This is a genomic window from Pseudomonas nunensis (assembly GCF_024296925.1).
In the GTDB taxonomy this organism is placed as follows: domain Bacteria; phylum Pseudomonadota; class Gammaproteobacteria; order Pseudomonadales; family Pseudomonadaceae; genus Aquipseudomonas; species Aquipseudomonas nunensis.
In genome coordinates, this window is sequence record NZ_CP101125.1 from 1143884 (window position 1) to 1160094 (window position 16211).

The 16211-nt window shown below is 60.9% G+C and carries 15 protein-coding genes; 9 read left to right on the forward strand and 6 right to left on the reverse strand.

Going from position 1 to position 16211, the window contains the following annotated elements; all coding sequences use genetic code 11:
- Positions 1 to 183: 183 nt before the first annotated feature.
- Genes NK667_RS05285 through qhpG form a run of 4 tightly spaced genes read left to right on the forward strand, consistent with a single transcriptional unit; the run spans position 184 to position 5759 of the window.
- A complete protein-coding gene (locus tag NK667_RS05285) occupies positions 184 to 2088 on the forward strand; it encodes a sigma-54-dependent Fis family transcriptional regulator (RefSeq protein WP_054617376.1) in 1905 nt (634 codons plus the stop codon).
- Positions 2088 to 3806 carry an ABC transporter ATP-binding protein gene (locus NK667_RS05290; RefSeq protein ID WP_054617375.1) on the forward strand — a complete coding sequence of 573 codons (1719 nt, stop codon included), beginning with the start codon at positions 2088 to 2090 and terminating at the stop codon, positions 3804 to 3806. The genes NK667_RS05285 and NK667_RS05290 overlap by 1 nt, the downstream gene beginning before the upstream one ends.
- On the forward strand, positions 3796 to 4473 hold the full coding sequence (qhpE, locus tag NK667_RS05295; RefSeq protein ID WP_054617374.1) for a subtilisin-like serine protease QhpE: 678 nt from the start codon (positions 3796 to 3798) through the stop codon (positions 4471 to 4473). The genes NK667_RS05290 and qhpE overlap by 11 nt, the downstream gene beginning before the upstream one ends.
- Positions 4470 to 5759 carry a flavin-dependent monooxygenase QhpG gene (gene qhpG / locus NK667_RS05300; RefSeq protein ID WP_054617373.1) on the forward strand — a complete coding sequence of 430 codons (1290 nt, stop codon included), beginning with the start codon at positions 4470 to 4472 and terminating at the stop codon, positions 5757 to 5759. Before qhpE ends, qhpG begins: the two co-directional genes overlap by 4 nt.
- Positions 5760 to 5861: 102 nt before the next feature.
- Here qhpG and NK667_RS05305 read toward each other — a convergent pair whose 3' ends face one another.
- The gene (locus tag NK667_RS05305) at positions 5862 to 7352 is read right to left on the reverse strand and encodes an aldehyde dehydrogenase family protein (protein WP_054617372.1); all 1491 of its coding nucleotides are present in this window, start codon (positions 7350 to 7352) and stop codon (positions 5862 to 5864) included.
- A 274-nt stretch (positions 7353 to 7626) separates the two neighbouring features.
- Here NK667_RS05305 and NK667_RS05310 point away from each other — a divergent pair, with 274 nt between their 5' ends.
- The 5 genes from NK667_RS05310 to peaD all read left to right on the forward strand — a co-directional run bounded on the left by NK667_RS05310 (position 7627) and on the right by peaD (position 12785).
- Positions 7627 to 7881 (forward strand): DUF1652 domain-containing protein, encoded by a 255-nt coding sequence (locus NK667_RS05310; RefSeq protein ID WP_054053445.1) that lies wholly within the window; start codon positions 7627 to 7629, stop codon positions 7879 to 7881.
- Between the two features lie 343 nt (positions 7882 to 8224).
- Entirely contained in the window at positions 8225 to 9805 is a 1581-nt protein-coding gene (peaA, locus tag NK667_RS05315) for a quinohemoprotein amine dehydrogenase subunit alpha (RefSeq protein ID WP_054617371.1), read from the forward strand.
- A gap of 81 nt (positions 9806 to 9886) precedes the next feature.
- Complete coding sequence (gene peaB / locus NK667_RS05320; RefSeq protein ID WP_054617370.1) at positions 9887 to 11317, forward strand: quinohemoprotein amine dehydrogenase maturation protein; 1431 nt, start codon at positions 9887 to 9889, stop codon at positions 11315 to 11317.
- Position 11318: 1 nt separating this feature from the next.
- Entirely contained in the window at positions 11319 to 11642 is a 324-nt protein-coding gene (gene qhpC, locus NK667_RS05325) for a quinohemoprotein amine dehydrogenase subunit gamma (protein WP_054053439.1), read from the forward strand.
- 24 nt (positions 11643 to 11666) lie between these two features.
- On the forward strand, positions 11667 to 12785 hold the full coding sequence (peaD, locus tag NK667_RS05330; protein WP_054617369.1) for a quinohemoprotein amine dehydrogenase subunit beta: 1119 nt from the start codon (positions 11667 to 11669) through the stop codon (positions 12783 to 12785).
- 123 nt (positions 12786 to 12908) lie between these two features.
- Here peaD and NK667_RS05335 read toward each other — a convergent pair whose 3' ends face one another.
- From NK667_RS05335 to NK667_RS05355, 5 genes are all read right to left on the reverse strand, one after another.
- On the reverse strand, positions 12909 to 13310 hold the full coding sequence (locus NK667_RS05335) for a lysozyme inhibitor LprI family protein (RefSeq protein WP_054617368.1): 402 nt from the start codon (positions 13308 to 13310) through the stop codon (positions 12909 to 12911).
- A 122-nt stretch (positions 13311 to 13432) separates the two neighbouring features.
- A complete protein-coding gene (locus NK667_RS05340; RefSeq protein ID WP_054055340.1) occupies positions 13433 to 14269 on the reverse strand; it encodes an IS3 family transposase in 837 nt (278 codons plus the stop codon).
- Positions 14266 to 14568: a transposase gene (locus NK667_RS05345; RefSeq protein ID WP_054055342.1), complete on the reverse strand. Its 303-nt coding sequence runs from the start codon at positions 14566 to 14568 to the stop codon at positions 14266 to 14268. Before NK667_RS05345 ends, NK667_RS05340 begins: the two co-directional genes overlap by 4 nt.
- 172 nt (positions 14569 to 14740) lie before the next feature.
- On the reverse strand, positions 14741 to 15139 hold the full coding sequence (locus tag NK667_RS05350) for a GFA family protein (protein WP_054617367.1): 399 nt from the start codon (positions 15137 to 15139) through the stop codon (positions 14741 to 14743).
- Positions 15132 to 16076 (reverse strand): ADP-ribosylglycohydrolase family protein, encoded by a 945-nt coding sequence (locus tag NK667_RS05355; protein ID WP_054617366.1) that lies wholly within the window; start codon positions 16074 to 16076, stop codon positions 15132 to 15134. Before NK667_RS05355 ends, NK667_RS05350 begins: the two co-directional genes overlap by 8 nt.
- Positions 16077 to 16211 lie beyond the last annotated feature (135 nt).

Sequence of the window (16211 nt, forward strand, 5' to 3'; positions counted from 1 at the left end):
GAGTGCCGCCGGGATAATGCGATCCTATGTGGGAGCGAGCTTGCTCGCGATGAACGATTACGCGGTCTACCAGATACACCACAAGCGCTGTAAGGCACTTGCCATCGCCCTGACGTTAACGTAAAGATTGACGCCACGGCGCTGATTTCATAAAGCGCAAAGCGGACCGCTGCGGAGCGCTTGATGACACTCATAAAAACAACACACCCCAAGCCCCATCAGGAAGCCCGGCTGGCCCGGGAAAAGCTTCACCTCGAAGGCGAAGTCCCCGATGGCGTATTGCGTGCGGAAATCGACGCCTCATGGCGGCGCAGCCTGAGCCACGGCGTGCATTTCAACGGCAAGCACGAGCTGACGCTGGAATCGAGCGCCAGCCTCGAAGTGCTGCTGGCCAGCAACCGCTTGCTGATCGACGCCGCGATGCCGGCCATCGATTACCTGGCCGAACGCCAAGGCAAAGAAGGCCTGATCATCCTCGCCAACTCCGACGCGACCATCCTCGCCGTCGAAGGCCGCGCCGATCGCCTCAAGGGCTCCGGCTTGCAAGACATCACCCTCGGCGCCTGCTGGAGCGAAGCCGCGCGCGGCACCAATGCCCTCGGCACCGCGCTGGTGGAAGCTCGGCCGACCCTGATCGATTGCGGCGAACATTACCTTGATCGCCTGAGCGATTTCTCCTGCACTTCGGTGCCGATTCATTGCCCGCAAGGCGATATCCTTGGCGTCCTCGACCTGACCCGCGAAGGCCCGCTCGGTCGCGTCCACGACAGCACCGCGCTGCTGGCCATGGCGGTCAGCCAGATCGAAAGCCGAGTATTCAATGCCAGTTATCCAGACCAGATCGTCCTCGCCTTCCACAGCCGTCGGCAGTACCTCGAATCCCCATGGCAGGGTCTGTTGGCAGTGAGCCTCGGCGGGCAAATTCTCGCGGTCAGCGCCCAGGCCTGCCAGTTGCTGCGCGCCGAGCGTTCGGCGTTGGTCGGGCATCGCTGCGAAGAGTTTCTCGGCGTCGATGGCCTGCAACTGCTGGCGCGGCTGCAACAGGGCGGCGTCGGCAGTCTGCAAACCGCCAAGGGCGAATTCTTCTACAAAACCCTGCGCGCGCCCCAGCGTTCGATCAACGTCGGCACCACGCCACGCCCGGTCGCGAAACCGGCCAAACCGCAACCGGATCTCGAATCCCTGGCCGGCAGCAATGTGCGTTACGCCCGCGCCTTGCGCATGGCCCGGCAAGGTCTGGCCAATGAACTGCCAGTGTTGCTGCTTGGCGAAACCGGCACCGGTAAAGAGGTGATAGCCCGCGCCCTGCACATGGCCGGCACCCGCTGCGACAAACCCTTCGTCGCGGTGAATTGCGCGGCGATTCCCGAAGGCCTGATCGAGTCGGAACTGTTCGGCTACCGCGAAGGAGCGTTCACCGGTTCCCGCCGTGGCGGCATGGTCGGACGCCTGCAACAGGCCCATGGCGGCACCTTGTTCCTCGATGAAATCGGCGACATGCCATTGGCCTTGCAGGCGCGGTTGTTGCGCGTGTTGCAGGACCGCAAAGTCGCGCCACTGGGCGCCGGCGAAGAGCAGGACATCGACGTCGCGCTGATCTGCGCCACCCACCGCGACCTCAAGCGTCTGGTGGAGGACAAACACTTTCGCGAAGACTTGTTCTACCGGGTCAACGGCATCAGCGTGATGCTCCCGGCCCTGCGCGAACGCGAGGATTTCAGCGGCCTGGTCGGTCGCTTGCTGGCCAAGCTCGACGCCCCGACGGTCACCCTGCATGACGACCTGAGCAAATTGCTCGGCGGCTATCACTGGCCGGGCAACATCCGCCAATTGGAGATGGTCCTGCGCACCGCGTTGGCCATGCGCGAGGCGGGCGATAGCGTGCTCACCCTCGACCATTTGCCCGACAGCATGCTCGACGACCTGACCGCCACCGAGCGCCCCCAGGCCGGCAGCATTCGCGAAAATGAACTGGAGCTGATCCGCCAATCCCTGGACGCGCATCAGGGCAACGTCTCCGCCGCCGCCGACGCCCTCGGCATCAGCCGCGCAACCCTGTACCGCAAACTCAAACAGTTGCGCCTGTGATGCAGCGCCTGATCGTTCGGCTGATCGACAGCCCGAACCCGCAAGCCCTGCAAGCGGCGTTGCGCTGGTTGTACAGCTTCGTACGCCCGCATCGACTGGCGATTGCCGGGTTGCTCGGATTGTCGGTCTGCGCGTCGTTGCTGGTGCTGGTGCAACCGTGGCTGACCAAACTGCTGATCGACGACGGCCTGCTCGGGCGCAATTTCCCGGTGCTGGTGCTGATCGCCGGGTTGATGATCGTCGCCGGTCTGCTCGGCACCGCGCTGTCGGGGATCAACCGTTACCTGCACACGCGGTTGTCCGGGCGGATTCTGTTTGCCCTGCGCGATGACCTGTATCGGCATTTGCAAACCTTGTCGCCGAGCTTCTACGGCCAGCGGCGCATCGGCGACTTGATGTCGCGCCTCGACGGAGATGTCGCAGAGATCCAGCGCTTTGCCGTGGACTCGCTGTTCTCGGCGGTCTCGAGCGTGATCGGTCTGGTCTTCTCCATCGCGATGCTGCTGACCTTGTCCTGGAAACTCTCGCTGCTGGCGTTGGTGCTGATTCCCCTCGACGTGCTGTGGCTGCGCTGGATGCGGCGCAAGGTCGAGCGCGACGTGCGGCAGTTGCGCGAGCGTTCGGCGGACATGTCGTCGTTCATGGTCGAGACATTGCCGGTGATGAAATTCATCCAGTCTGCGGGTCAGCAACAGCGTGAGGCGCGACGTCTGGAGAACCTGGGCCAAGGCTATATGAGCCAGTTGCTGCGCCTGCAAGTCACCGAGTTTTTCACCCAGGCCGTGCCGGGCACGCTGACGTCGTTGTCCCGGGCCTGTGCGTTTTTGATCGGCGGTTATTGGGTGGTGCAGGGCACCTGGCAACTCGGCGCGCTGATCGCGTTTTCCACTTACCTCGGGATGGCGGTGGGGCCGGTTCAGAGTTTGCTCGGGCTGTATGTGGCGATCCAGCGCATGACCGTCAGCCTTGGTCGAGTGATGGAGTTGCGCGGCGAAGAACCGACCGTGCTCACACCGGTCACGCCGCAGCCGATGCCGGCCTCTGGAGAACTGCGTTTCGACGACGTGCATTTCAGTCATCCGGGGCGTCCGAGCACGTTGAGCGGGATCGACGCGCGCATTCCCTACGGCTTGAAAGTCGCCCTGAGCGGCGGTTCGGGTGTCGGCAAATCGACCTTGATCGACCTGCTGCAACGGCACCACGATCCGCAGTCTGGCCGGGTGTTGTTGGGTGAAGTGGATCTGCGAGAGCTGGACCTGTTCGAGCTGCGCAGACGGATTGCCATTGTCAGTCAGGACATCGTGCTGTTTCGCGGCAGCCTCGCGGACAACCTGGCTTACGCTGTGCCGGACGCCAGTCGCGAGGCGATTGCCGAAGTGGCGCGGTTGGCGCAACTCGACAGCCTGATCGCGTCCCTGCCCGAAGGCCTCGACAGTCCGTTGGGCGAACGCGGCCAGCAGCTGTCCGGCGGGCAGAAACAGCGCATCGCCATTGCCCGCGCCTTGTTACAGGACCCGTTGATTTTGGTGCTCGACGAAGCGACTTCGGCGGTCGACGAAGCCACCGAGCGGGAAGTGATCGAAGCCATCGACCGACTGTTTTCCGGACGCACGCGCATCCTGATCAGCCATCGCCCCTCGACCCTGGCGGACGCCGATCTGCGCTTCGAATTGCTCGACGGCGTGCTCATTTCGAAAACGGTGCTGCATGAAGCCTGAACTGCGAATTGGTGTGGTGGACAGCGGTCACTCGGCGGCGCAACGGGTGCAGGTGGTCGCGGGGCGCAGGTTTTCGCTGCTGGAGGATGGTCTGGCGGAAAGCGATTTGCGCGACGACCCACTCGGCCATGGCAGCGCAGTGATCGAGGCCATCGGCCGGCGTGCACCGGCGGCGGTGTTTTGCGTGGCTCAGGTGTTTGATCAGCGCGGTGTCACCAGCGCGTTGCAGATTGCCACGGCGATTGACTGGCTAGTGACGCAGGACGTGCGGCAGATCAATCTGAGCCTCGGCTTGCGCCAGGATCGCAGCCTGTTGCGCGAAGCCTGTGCGACGGCGGTGGCGCGGGGCGTGTTGCTCTGCGCATCGAGTCCGGCCCAGGGCGCGGGCGTGTATCCGGCGAATTATCCACAGGTGCTGCGGGTCACCGGCGACGCCCGTTGTGCAGAGAACGAATGGTCGTGGCTCAACAGCGCCCAGGCGGATTTCGCGGCGTGTGTGCACGGGACTTATCCGGGCCAGTCAGGGGCCAGCCTGGGCTGTGCGGCGTTGAGCGGGCACATCGCCGGTTTCCTCGTCGCGCATCCGGAGGCGAGCAATCAACACGTCATCGAATGGCTGCGGGATCACGCCCGGTATCGCGGCCCTGAACGGCGTTTCGGCCCGTGATTTTGATTCTAGGCGCCGGGCCTGCGGGGGCTGCGGTGGCGTTGGGGCTGCGTCGGCTCGGTTACCCGGTGACGCTGGTCAGCGAGTGGCGGCGCTTTGCCGCGCTGGAAGGGGTTTCCGTGCGGGTGCTCGAAGCGTTACGCGGCGCGGGCCTGAACCATGCGCTGGCGGACGCGGCGCTGCCTTCCCAACGGCAAGTATCGTGGAACGGCCAGCAGCATGCGCAGAACATCGAATACTTGCTGGACCGGCCGAGTTTTGATCGCGGCCTGCGCGAGGATTTGCGTGGGGCCGGGGTCGAGTTGATCGAAGGGCGAGTGCTGACAGTGCAGTCCTCGACTGAGGGGCATCGGGTCGAGATCGAAGGGCGCGAAACCTTGGTCGCGGATTTCCTGGTGGAGGCTCGCGGACGTTCGGCGCCGGCCCTCGGCAAAGGCCTGCGCGGGCCGGAGACGGTCAGCCTGCTCAATCGCTGGCAGGCAGCGCCGGGCGACACCGCCAGCGCCGTGGAAAGCCTTGAGGATGGCTGGGCGTGGATGGCGCGTCGGGCCGACGGTCAGTGTTATTGGCAATGGACGGTGGACGTGGCCAGTGCTGAGTTGCCGGGCAAGGCGATGTTGCTCGATTACTGCCGTCAACGGCGCCACGCTTCTGAAGTGGCCCGGGCGTTTTTCGGTGATGGGCTGGAAACCGATCTGCAACTGCACGCCCGCAGCAGCACCGCGATCTTGAGCCCGCAAGTGTGTGGCGATAACTGGATTCGGGTGGGCGACGCGGCGATGGCGGTGGACCCGTTGTCGGGCAACGGGATTTTCCAGTCCCTGTCCTCGGCGTTACAGGCGCCGACGGTGATCAACACCCTGTTGCGCAAACCCGAGCGAGCGGCGTTGGCCCAGCGTTTTCATCAGCAGCGCGTGGAACAGTTGTTTTTGCGCTTTGCCCGGATCGGCCGGGATTTTTATGCCGATGAGCAGCGCTGGCTGGAGCAGCCATTCTGGCAGGCTCGGCGGCAGTGGCCGGATGCTGAAGTGGCGCATGCCGAGGCGGATTTTGCTTCGTTGCGCATTGAGCAGGCGCCGGTGTTACGGGACGGGTTTGTGGATGAGGCTGAGGTGGTGATCACGGCGGATCAGCCGCTGGGGATCTGGCATGTGCAGGGGGTTGAGTTGGCACCGTTGCTGCGGCGGTTGTGGAGTGAACCGGCGGAGCAGGCATTGGCGGAGTTGACGGCGGAGCAGGGGCGGGTGGTTCGCAGTTGGTTGTTGACCCAGGGGTTTAAGCCGTGACCGGGCCGGCCCCTTCGCGAGCAGGCTCGCTCCCACATTGGAATCCGATTCCCTGTAGGAGCGAGGCTTGCCCGCGAAGGCGGCCTAAAGAACGACAAAAATTCAGAGCTTGATCAACACCGACTTCAACTCGGTGTAATGCTCAATCGCCGCATACCCCATTTCCCGCCCAACCCCGGACATCTTGTACCCGCCAAACGGCAGCGCCGGGTCGAGCGCACTGTGGCAATTGACCCACACCGACCCCGACTTGATCCGCGGAATCATCCGGTGCACCGCCGCCAAATCGTTGGACCAGATACTCGCCCCCAACCCGTAGGGACTGTCATTGGCCATACGCAACGCATCGGCCTCATCATCAAACGGAATCGCCACCAGCACCGGCCCGAAAATCTCCTCCTGAACCAATGAATGCCTCTGATCGACATCCACAATCACCGTCGGCTTGACGAAGAACCCCGGCCCGAACTGCTCGCCACCGCAGGCAATGGTCGCGCCGCTTTCCCGGCCCTGTTCGATGTAGCCGTAGACCCGTTCCTGCTGACGCTTGGAGATCAACGGCCCCATCTCGACCGTCGGGTCCATGCCGTTGCCGAGTTTCATGGCGTTGGCGATGTCGGCGATATCCGCCACCACATTGTCGAAATGCTTGCGCTGCACATACAGCCGCGAACCGGCGCAGCAGACTTGGCCCTGGTTGAAGAAAATCGCGCTGGCGGCACCGGCTGCGGCGGACTTCAAATCAGCATCGCCCATCACGATGGTCGGCGATTTGCCGCCCAGCTCCAGGGTCACACGGGTCATGGATTCCATGGCGATTTTGCCGATCTGCTTGCCCACGGCGGTCGAGCCGGTGAAGGTCAACTTGTCGACCAGCGGGTTGTGAGTCAGCGCCGAACCTGCGGTGATGCCGGTGCCAGTGACCACGTTGAACACGCCTTCGGGATAGCCGGCTTCCAGCACCAGTTCCGCCAGTTTCAACGCGCTTAGCGGTGTTTCGTCGGCGGGTTTGAGCACCACGGTGCAGCCGGTGGCCAGGGCCGGGCCGAGTTTCCAGCAAGCCAGCAGCAGCGGGAAGTTCCAGGCGACGATCGCGCCGACCACGCCCACCGCTTCACGACGGATAAAGCTGTGGAATTGATCATTGGGCATCAGCGGCAACGACACCTCTACGCTGGAGCCTTCGATTTTTGTCGCCCAACCCGCCATGTAGCGCAGGAAGTCGATGGACAGTTGCACGTCCATCACCTGGGCCACTGCCGCACTTTTGCCGTTGTTCAGGCATTCCAGTTGCGCCAGCAGCTCGGCGTCGCGCTCCATCAGGTCGGCGAGTTTCCACAGCAGGTTTTGCCGTTCACGTGGGCGGGTTCGGGTCCAGGGCGAATCATCGAAGGCCCGACGCGCCGCGAGCACGGCGCGGTCCATATCCTCGGGCGTGGCGCGCGGCACCACGCACAGCACTTCACCGGTGGCCGGGTTGTGCAGGGGCATGGTCTGGCCGTCGGCGGCCTCGACCCAGTCACCGCCGATCAACATGCGCGGTGCGCGCTGGATGAATGCCGACGTGGCGGGAAGCAGATAAGGAAGGGACATGGCGAGATCTCTTGTTGTTCGTGAGATCAGGGCTTTCGCAATGGCTGTGCCAAGTATCGGAAGGGGTGGGATGGCCCTTGATTAGCCGGGTTTCGCAGGTTTTGGACGAAGACGAGGCCCGGGATTTTTTCGCAAATTGCGACAGGCGCTGAGACGACGAGCAGCCGTGTTGCGCCCTTGAGACACTCACTATTGAGGACTAGAATTTTCAGGCTCGACGGGCGAAACGAGGGAGCCTTCGCTCGGCCACTCACCTGGCGTAAGGGAGGTCACGATGTTCCTTTCAACCCTGGAAATTCAAAACATCATTGAACGCAGCTTTCTGCCGTCGGTTTGCACCTGCAACATGGAGGCCGACCAGTCCCTGACGATTCGGGTCTGCGACTGCATGACCGGCAAAGTCGACATGGTGGCGACCCACGTCCCCCTCTGGACGCTGGACAGTCCCCACGCCATCGCCTCGCTGGTGGCGGACATGCGGCAGGAAATCGAGGTTCACAAAGGCGTTCATCCCACCTTTTACATCTGAATAGACGACATGCCGCCCCTGGGTGCCGGGGCGGCATGGCGCCGAACACCAAGACCGCTATTTTCCGCATGACCCCAGCGATTGCATCGAGGCAGCTACGCTTGTCTCAGACTGCAACAGCTGTCGCGATATTAGACGCAGGTGATCGCGTCCAGACCAGGCTTCGGGCCTTCTTCTTCACGCAACTGCTTGATAAAAAAGGATATCGGTAAGCTGGCACGCTCCGTGTATTGCTCATCGCAGACGTTTCTCTTGCCTCCGTCAGCGGTGCGCCGCCGGCGGCAGAAACCATAAAAACGATAAGCCACAACAATAAGAAAGCACCGTGCGAGGTTCGACGTTGATGAAGAGAAGACTCCGATCAGGCATGAGCGCCGGCCTGCTGGCCGTGGCCGCTTGTGTGGCGCTGCATTCGCCTTACAGCCTGGCAGCCCGCGACGCCCAGACCATCCTCAAGGAAACCTGTCAGGGCTGTCACACCCCCGAGGCCGATAATGCCCTGAGCCGCATCAGCCACCAGCGCAAGACCCCGGAAGGCTGGCTGATGAGCATCGCGCGGATGCAGACCATGCACGGTTTGCAGATCAGCGATGATGACCGCCGCACCCTGGTCAAATACCTGGCCGACACCCAAGGCCTGGCGCCGAGCGAAACCGACGGCGTGCGTTATGCGCTGGAACGTCGCCTGAACACCGTCGAAAAATTCGACGACCAGACCAGCCAGATGTGCGGCCGCTGCCACTCCGGCGCGCGGGTCGCCCTGCAACGCCGTCCCGCTCAAGAATGGGAACGCCTGGTCAACTTCCACCTCGGCCAATGGCCGTCCCTCGAATACCAGGCCTTGGCCCGGGATCGTGACTGGTTCGATATCGCCCGCAAAGACATGGTGCCGTTGCTGGCCAAGCGTTATCCGCTGGACAACCCGGCCTGGAAAAAATGGCTGAGTACTGCGCCGAAAAGCGACGCACTGGTCGGCGACTGGAGCTTCAGCGGCCACTTGCCGGGCAAAGGTGAATTGGCTGGCGTGATGAGCGTCACCGCCGATGGCAGCGACACCTTCAAAGTCAGCGTCAAAGGCCAATACGCTGATGGCAGCCCGTTCAATGGCGACGGCAGCGCGATTCTCTACAGCGGCTACGAATGGCGCGGCAACGTGACGGTTGATGGCGTGACCATGCGTCAGGTGTTCGCCGCCCAAGGCAACGCGATGCAAGGCCGGATGTTCGAGGCTGAGCACGATGAACGCGGTCTGGATTTCGTGGCGGCGAAGCAGGGCAGCAGTCGTTTGCTGGCGGTGCAGCCGGGTTACCTGAAGGCGGGCGTTGAAACTGAGGTGACGTTGGTCGGCAGCGGTCTCACCGGCAAACCGAACTTCGGCAAAGGCGTGGAAGTGGTCGCCGTTATTGAGCAAAGTCCTGAGCGGATCAGGGTCAAACTCAAGGCGGCGGCGAACGCCCAACCGGGTCTGCGCAACGTCACCGTCGGCACGCTGAAAGGCCCGACCTTGTCGGTCTACAGCAAAATCGCGTCGGTCAAAGTCGTGCCGGAATTCTCCGTGGCGCGGATCGGCGAGGGCGGTGGTTCGACGCCGAAAGTCCAGGGCCGTTTCGACGCCGAAGCCTGGGGCAAGGGCGCCGATGGCAAGCCATATCGCATCGGCGTGTTCCCGGCGCAGTGGAAGGTCGAAGCCTTCGACGACCGCGCCAAGGAAGACGAAGACGTCAAGTTCGCCGGCACCATGCAGGCCGACAGCGGCGTGTTCACCCCAGGCGATGCCGGGCCGAACCCGCAACGCAAAATGTCTACCAACAATGCCGGCAACCTCAAGGTGATTGCCGCCGTCGACGACGCAGGAAAATCCCTGACCGGCGAAGGCCACATGATCGTCACCGTGCAACGCTGGAACAATCCACCCATTCCATGAGTTGGCTGATCTCTCACGGTTTCAGACACTTTTCGGAATGATCGCAGGCCCCGTAAAACGGGGTTTGCACAGGAGGTTGCAATGGGCGCTATTTTGAATCTGGTCGAACGGAATCTGCACGAAGTGCACGTCGATGCCGACCGCATGCTGTTTCACATTCCCAGCAGTTCGCTGTTCGCCAGCGATGAACTGACGGGCACCATCATCGACACCTTGCGCGGCCCCGGTTGCTCCTCGGACGACCTGATCCAGCGCCTGGCCGCGCGTTTCAACGGTGAAGAAATCACCGAAACCCTGTGCGAGCTGATGGCTCTGGAACTGGTCAGCGACGGCTCGCCACTGACCCCGGACATCGGCACCAAACGGGTCGAGCGCACGGCGATCAACACCGTGGTGCTCAACGTCAACACCGGTTGCAACCTGAGTTGCACCTACTGCTACAAGGAAGACCTCGACAAGCCGTCGGCGGGCAAGAAAATGGACGTCGAAACCGCAGTGGCTTCGGTGGAAATGCTGTTGCGTGAATCCCCGGACGAAGAGCGTTTCACCGTGGTGTTTTTCGGTGGCGAGCCGCTGAGCAATCGCAAGCTGATCGAGTACATGGTCGATTATTGCGAGAAGCGGTTTGCCGAAGCGGGCAAGTTCGTCGAGTTCGTCATGACCACCAACGCCACGCTGCTCACCGAAGACACCGTGGACTACCTCAACGCCCACCGTTTCGGGCTGTCGGTGAGTATCGACGGGCCGAAAACCGTGCACGACCGCAACCGCATCACCGTGGGCGGACAGGGCACGTATGACGTGGTGCGGCGTAAGGCCGAGATGCTGCTGTCGCGCTACAACAGCCGTCCGGTCGGCGCGCGGGTGACCCTGACCACGGGCGTCACCGACGTGGAAACCATCTGGGATCACTTGTTCAACGAACTGGGGTTTGCCGAGGTCGGTTTTGCCCCGGTGACGTCGGGCGATATCAGCACCTTCAACCTGTCCAGCGACGAGTTGATCGAAGTCTTCGCCAACATGAAGAAGCTCGGCCGACGCTATCTGGAAGCCGCGCTGGAGCACCGCAATATCGGTTTTTCCAACCTGCACCAGTTGATCACCGACATCCACGAAGGCCACAAAAAAGCCCTGCCGTGCGGCGCGGGCCTGAAGATGTTGGCGGTGGACCACAAAGGCGAATTGAACCTGTGCCATCGCTTTACCGGTTCGTCACTGCCGACGTTTGGCAACGTCCACAGCGGCGTGAAACAGGTCGAATTGAACGACTTTCTGTCCCAGCGCCTGGACCGCACCAACACCGGGTGCGAGGACTGCCAGATCCGCAACCTGTGCTCCGGCGGCTGCTATCACGAAAGCTATGCCCGCTACGGCGACCCGACCCACCCGACCTATCACTACTGCGAACTGATGCGTGACTGGGTCGACTTCGGCATCGAGGTCTACACCCGGATCATGGCCCACAACCCTGCGTTTATCAGCAGCTACATCACTCCGCGCAAGGCTCACTGATATGAAACATCTCAAGGCAATCAATAACAAAGCGCTGAAAATGGACAAGGCCGCGGAGGAAAACCGCATCGAAGAAGTGGTGGCGATGAGCTCAGTCGCCGGCTGCGCCTCGACCACTGACCCAGGCTGGGAAATCGATGCGTTTGGTGGTGTGTCGTCGCTGTGCCAACCGATGGAAGCGGACCTTTACGGCTGCTCCGACCCTTGCTGGTGGCCGGCCCAGGTGCCCGACATGATGAGCACCTACCCGGACTGGAACAAGGACGCGCAGGCCTCCAACGACAACTGGCGCAACCTCGGGACTGTCTTCCCCAAAGACAAATAATCGGACAGAGAGAAGGATTCCAGCATGCTTCGTATCAAAGCCTGCGGCCTGGCCGCATTCGCCGTCTTGGGTGCTTGTTCGCTCAATGTTCTGGCCGATGAAAACACTGCGTTGCAAGACGGTCATGAGTACATGTTGACCACCAATTACCCGAACAACCTGCACGTGATCGACCTGGCCACCGACACCTTGTTCAAGACCTGCAAGATGCCGGATGCCTTCGGCCCGGGCACCGTGCAACTGTCGCCGGATCGCAAGACTGCGTATGTGCTGAACAATCACTACGCGGATATCTACGGCGTCGAACTTGACAGCTGCAAGCAGGTGTTCCACGCCAGCATCACCCAGAAACCGGGGGAGAAAGCCAAGTCGATGTTCGCCTTCACCCTGAGCCATGATGGCAAGGAATTGTTCGCCATTGCCAACCCGACGTTGATGCTCAACGACCGCTATGAAGTGCAGCAGCCACGGCTCGATGTCTATCCAACCGACGCCGGCATGGATGCCAAACCGGTGCGCAGTTTCCCGGCGCCACGGCAGTTGACCATCATGCAGAGCGGCGACGACGGCACGCTGTATGTGGCGGGGGCGGACGTCTACAAAGTGGATGTGAAGACCGGCAAGTTCGACGTGCTGATCCCCAGCCGTCACTGGAAACGCGAAAACTACAGCGCGCCGGACGTGCTCTATGTGTGGAACCAGCAGACCTATCGCCATGACTTCTCGCTGCTCTACACCGCGGCGAAATTCAAGGACAAGAAGCAGGACCCACTGACCGCCGAATACCTCTACGGGCTGTTCAGTGTCGACCTGAAAACCGGCAAGACCGAAACCACCGATTTCGGCCCACTGACGGAAATCTACTTCAGCGGCATGCGCTCGCCCAAGGACCCGAACCTGATGTTCGGCGTGCTCAACCGCTTGGCCAAGTACGATATCAAACAGAAGAAAATGCTCCAGGCAGCGACGCTGGATCACTCTTACTACTGCATTTCCTTCAACAAGGACGGCAGCAAGATCTATCTGGCGGGGACGTTTAACGACGTGGCGATTTTTGATGCCGAAAGTATGAAGCAGGTGGGGAGTATCAAGTTGCCGGGTGGGGATATGGCGATTACCACGGCGCAGATATTTGTTCGGTAACGGCAGCGCCTGACCGAACGCCTTCGCGGGCAAGCCTCGCTCCTACAAGGGATTTGTGATCGACGCAAAACCCCTGTAGGAGCGAGGCTTGCCCGCGAAGAAGCCCTCACTGACACCGCAGCATCAAGCCCCAGGCACCGGACAACTCAAATCACCTTCCTCGCACTTCAAGTAAGTCTTGAACGCCTCGACCCGCGCCTTGGTCAGCCCGGTGGTGCAGTTGCTGTAGATCAGCGGATACACACTGCCACCGTCCACCCCGGAAGCGGAGAAGTTGCACTCCGCATCCCGAAACGCCACCCAACTCCGCTGGGCACTGACCAGCAATTTTTTGGTGTCAGGACTGTCTTTCAACCGTTGGTTGATCTGCTGGTAAAGCGCATTCAGCTCTTTATCCGCCGCTTTGAATTGCTGGGCGGCGCACTGGTTCATATCGCCTTGGTTAGTGGCATTGTCACAATCCACGGCATGCGCAACGGTGGTGAAGAGCAGCGGCATCAGCGCCAGGAGAAAGCGAGGGGGCATAAGGGATTCTCACAATGACATTGGAAAGTGGGGTGCAGTGTAGCGAATCCACAACTCACCACTACCCCTGTGGGAGCGGGCTTGAACTGGTCAAGTAATTCTGGACACCCGTTACGGTTTTTTCACGCCGCCATTTTCTCCATGGCGACCGGTGACCGGTAATCGTTGTAGCTATGAAGCCTGACGTTGTTGTAGCGCATCACGTAGCGCTGCAAATCAGCCCGGGCTTCATACTCCGAGCGGTAACCGGCTTCAGGCACCCACTCTGATTTCAGACTGCCAAAGAAACGCTCCATCGGGGCGTTATCCCAGCATTCGCCTTTACGACTCATGCTTTGCCGCAGCCCATTCGCCAGCAACTCATTCCTGAACTTATGGCTGGTGTACTGGCAGCCTTGATCGGAGTGAAACAGCACGTCTTTGGGTTTTCCTCGCAGCTCAACCGCCATCCGTAGGGCCTCGCAGGTCAGCTCCGCATCCGAGATCATCGAAAACGCCCAGCCCACGAGCCGGCGGGCGAACAGGTCCAGAACCGCTGCAAAATACATCCACCGCGTGCCGACCTTGATATACGTCACGTCCGCGCACCACACTTGGTTGATCGCCGTGACATCAAACTCGCGCTTGAGCACGTGCGGCGCCACCAAGGCTTCAACACCCGATGACTTGTATTTGTGACGCCGGCGCTGACGACTGACCACGCCGGCTTCTCGCATCAAGCTGCGAGCCAAGTGCCGCCCGACGCGATGCCCCTTGGCTTTCAGCTCCCTGGAGAGGGTGCGCGCCCCCGCGGACGCTCTGGATTCCTTGTGATGCTCGACCAGCATGGCTTTGAGTTTCTCCCGCTCAGGGTTCACCTTGCCTTGGCGCTGACGCCAGGCATAAAAACTGCTGCGGCTGACTTCAAACACCCGGCAGCAGTCGTTAACGCCGTATCGCTCGCCCAGCTCATTGATCAGTGAGAATGATCTTTGGCGTCCAACAGCAGGAGAGCACTGGCCTTTTTTAGGATTTCGATATCCCGGTCTTTTTGCCTGAGCAAGGCTTTGAGTTCCTGGATTTCTCGCTGGTCAGCGGTGATCGCTTTGGCTCCCACCGGCGTCGAACCCTGGCGTTCTTTACGCACCTGGTCGACCCAGCGACGCAAGGCCGTAGGGCCAATATCTAAACTGGCACAGACCTCGGGAACCGATATCCCCTCGTCCAGCACCATGCCGACAGCCTTGAGTTTGAATTCAGTTGAATAAGAAGTACGCATACCAAACACCTCAGATTTGGGCGCCATCATAACGCCCGATTGAAGTGTCCAAAATCATTAGGCCTGATCAGCTTGCTCGCGAAAGCGGTGTGTCAGACAACATCAATGTCGACTGACACTCCCTCTTCGCGAGCAAGCCCGCTCCCACAGGGATTTTTGTGGCCTGATAAGTCTATGTCTGCCACTCCAAACATTTTTCAATCGATTCATATTCAAGCCAAGGCACATCATGCGCCGTCCAGATATGCGCCTGCGGCCTCGTCCCCGGATCAACATCCAGCGTCGCCACCCGCACAATCACATGCGGCTGAGCCAAGCGCTCCGCCATCAACTGCGAGCCACACACAGAACAGAAATGTCGCAACTTGCCCGGCGACGATTCATAACTGCTCAACCGATCCTGCCCCTTGGTCCAGCGAAAATGCTCGCGCATCACCCCTGCGGTCGAGGCAAACGCCGCAGCGTGGGCCTTGCGGCAGGTCTGGCAATGACAATGGCTGATCGACATGTCGAGGCTATCGAGCTGGTACTCGATGGTTTTGCACAGGCAGCTTCCGCGCAGGCTATTCATTACCATGCTCTGACTGAGTGAGTGGGGCGTGATCTTTTGCCGTCTGATACAGAGCTTCAGCTGTGGCTTCAATGTCATCTCGCTGATGCAACTTTGTCAGCCAACCCTCGGGAATCGCCTGTACACCGTAATAGGCTCCGGCCAACTGACCGACGATTGCGGCGGTCGTATCCGCATCGTCCCCCAGGTTCGCGGCTTCCAGGATGGCTGCTTCAAAACTGTCGGTGTGATGAAAACACCACAAGGCCGCTTCCAGCGATGCAACGCAATACCCACTGCCGCGGATCTCACTTTTCGGTTTGCCCAGGTAATCCCCTCGTGCGATGGCCGCGACCTTGGGTTCAAGGAAGGTCGTTTCCGGCAGACGGCGCAAATCTTCCTTGAAAGCACATTGCAGTGTCTTGCCAATCAATTCGGCGAACAACTGGCAGCATTCGATCGCTTCCGGCGCGGCGTGGGTGGTCCGGGAACTGTCGGCGGCAAAGGTTCTGATCCGTTCTATGTCGGGAAAGTAATACAGCACCACCGGCACCAATCTCATCAACGAGCCGTTGCCAGCGGTATTCGGGTCGACGGAGCCAGCAAAAGGGTCGCCGGTTTCCTGGTAGCGGGTAAGGGCGTCACGCACGGTCATGCCAATGTCGAAGCATTCGCCGGTTGAACTCAGGTAACCCCAATGCCACCAGTTGAGGTAACGGCCCATTTGATCGGCCGCGTTGAATCCGGTTTTGGTCAACAGGCTTTCCGCGAGGCAAAGCGCCATTGAGGTGTCATCAGTCCATTGCCCCGGCTTCAAGTTGAAAGGCCCGCCGCCCACCATGTCGGTCAGGCTGGCGAACGAGCCGCGCGGCTGGAATTCGACGCTGGTTCCAATGGCATCGCCGCATGCCAGTCCCAGCAGGGCCCCGCGATAACGCTCCGAGAGTGAAGGCTGCATGAATCGTCCTTGTCTGGTTCAACTTCGCTGCAAACGTTAGCAGTTTCGATCGGCCAACTCTCGTCCTTAATCCAGAACCGAAGGTCCTAAATACAGCCTAATATTTCAGACTATGTTGATAGTCGCACTGGCTTG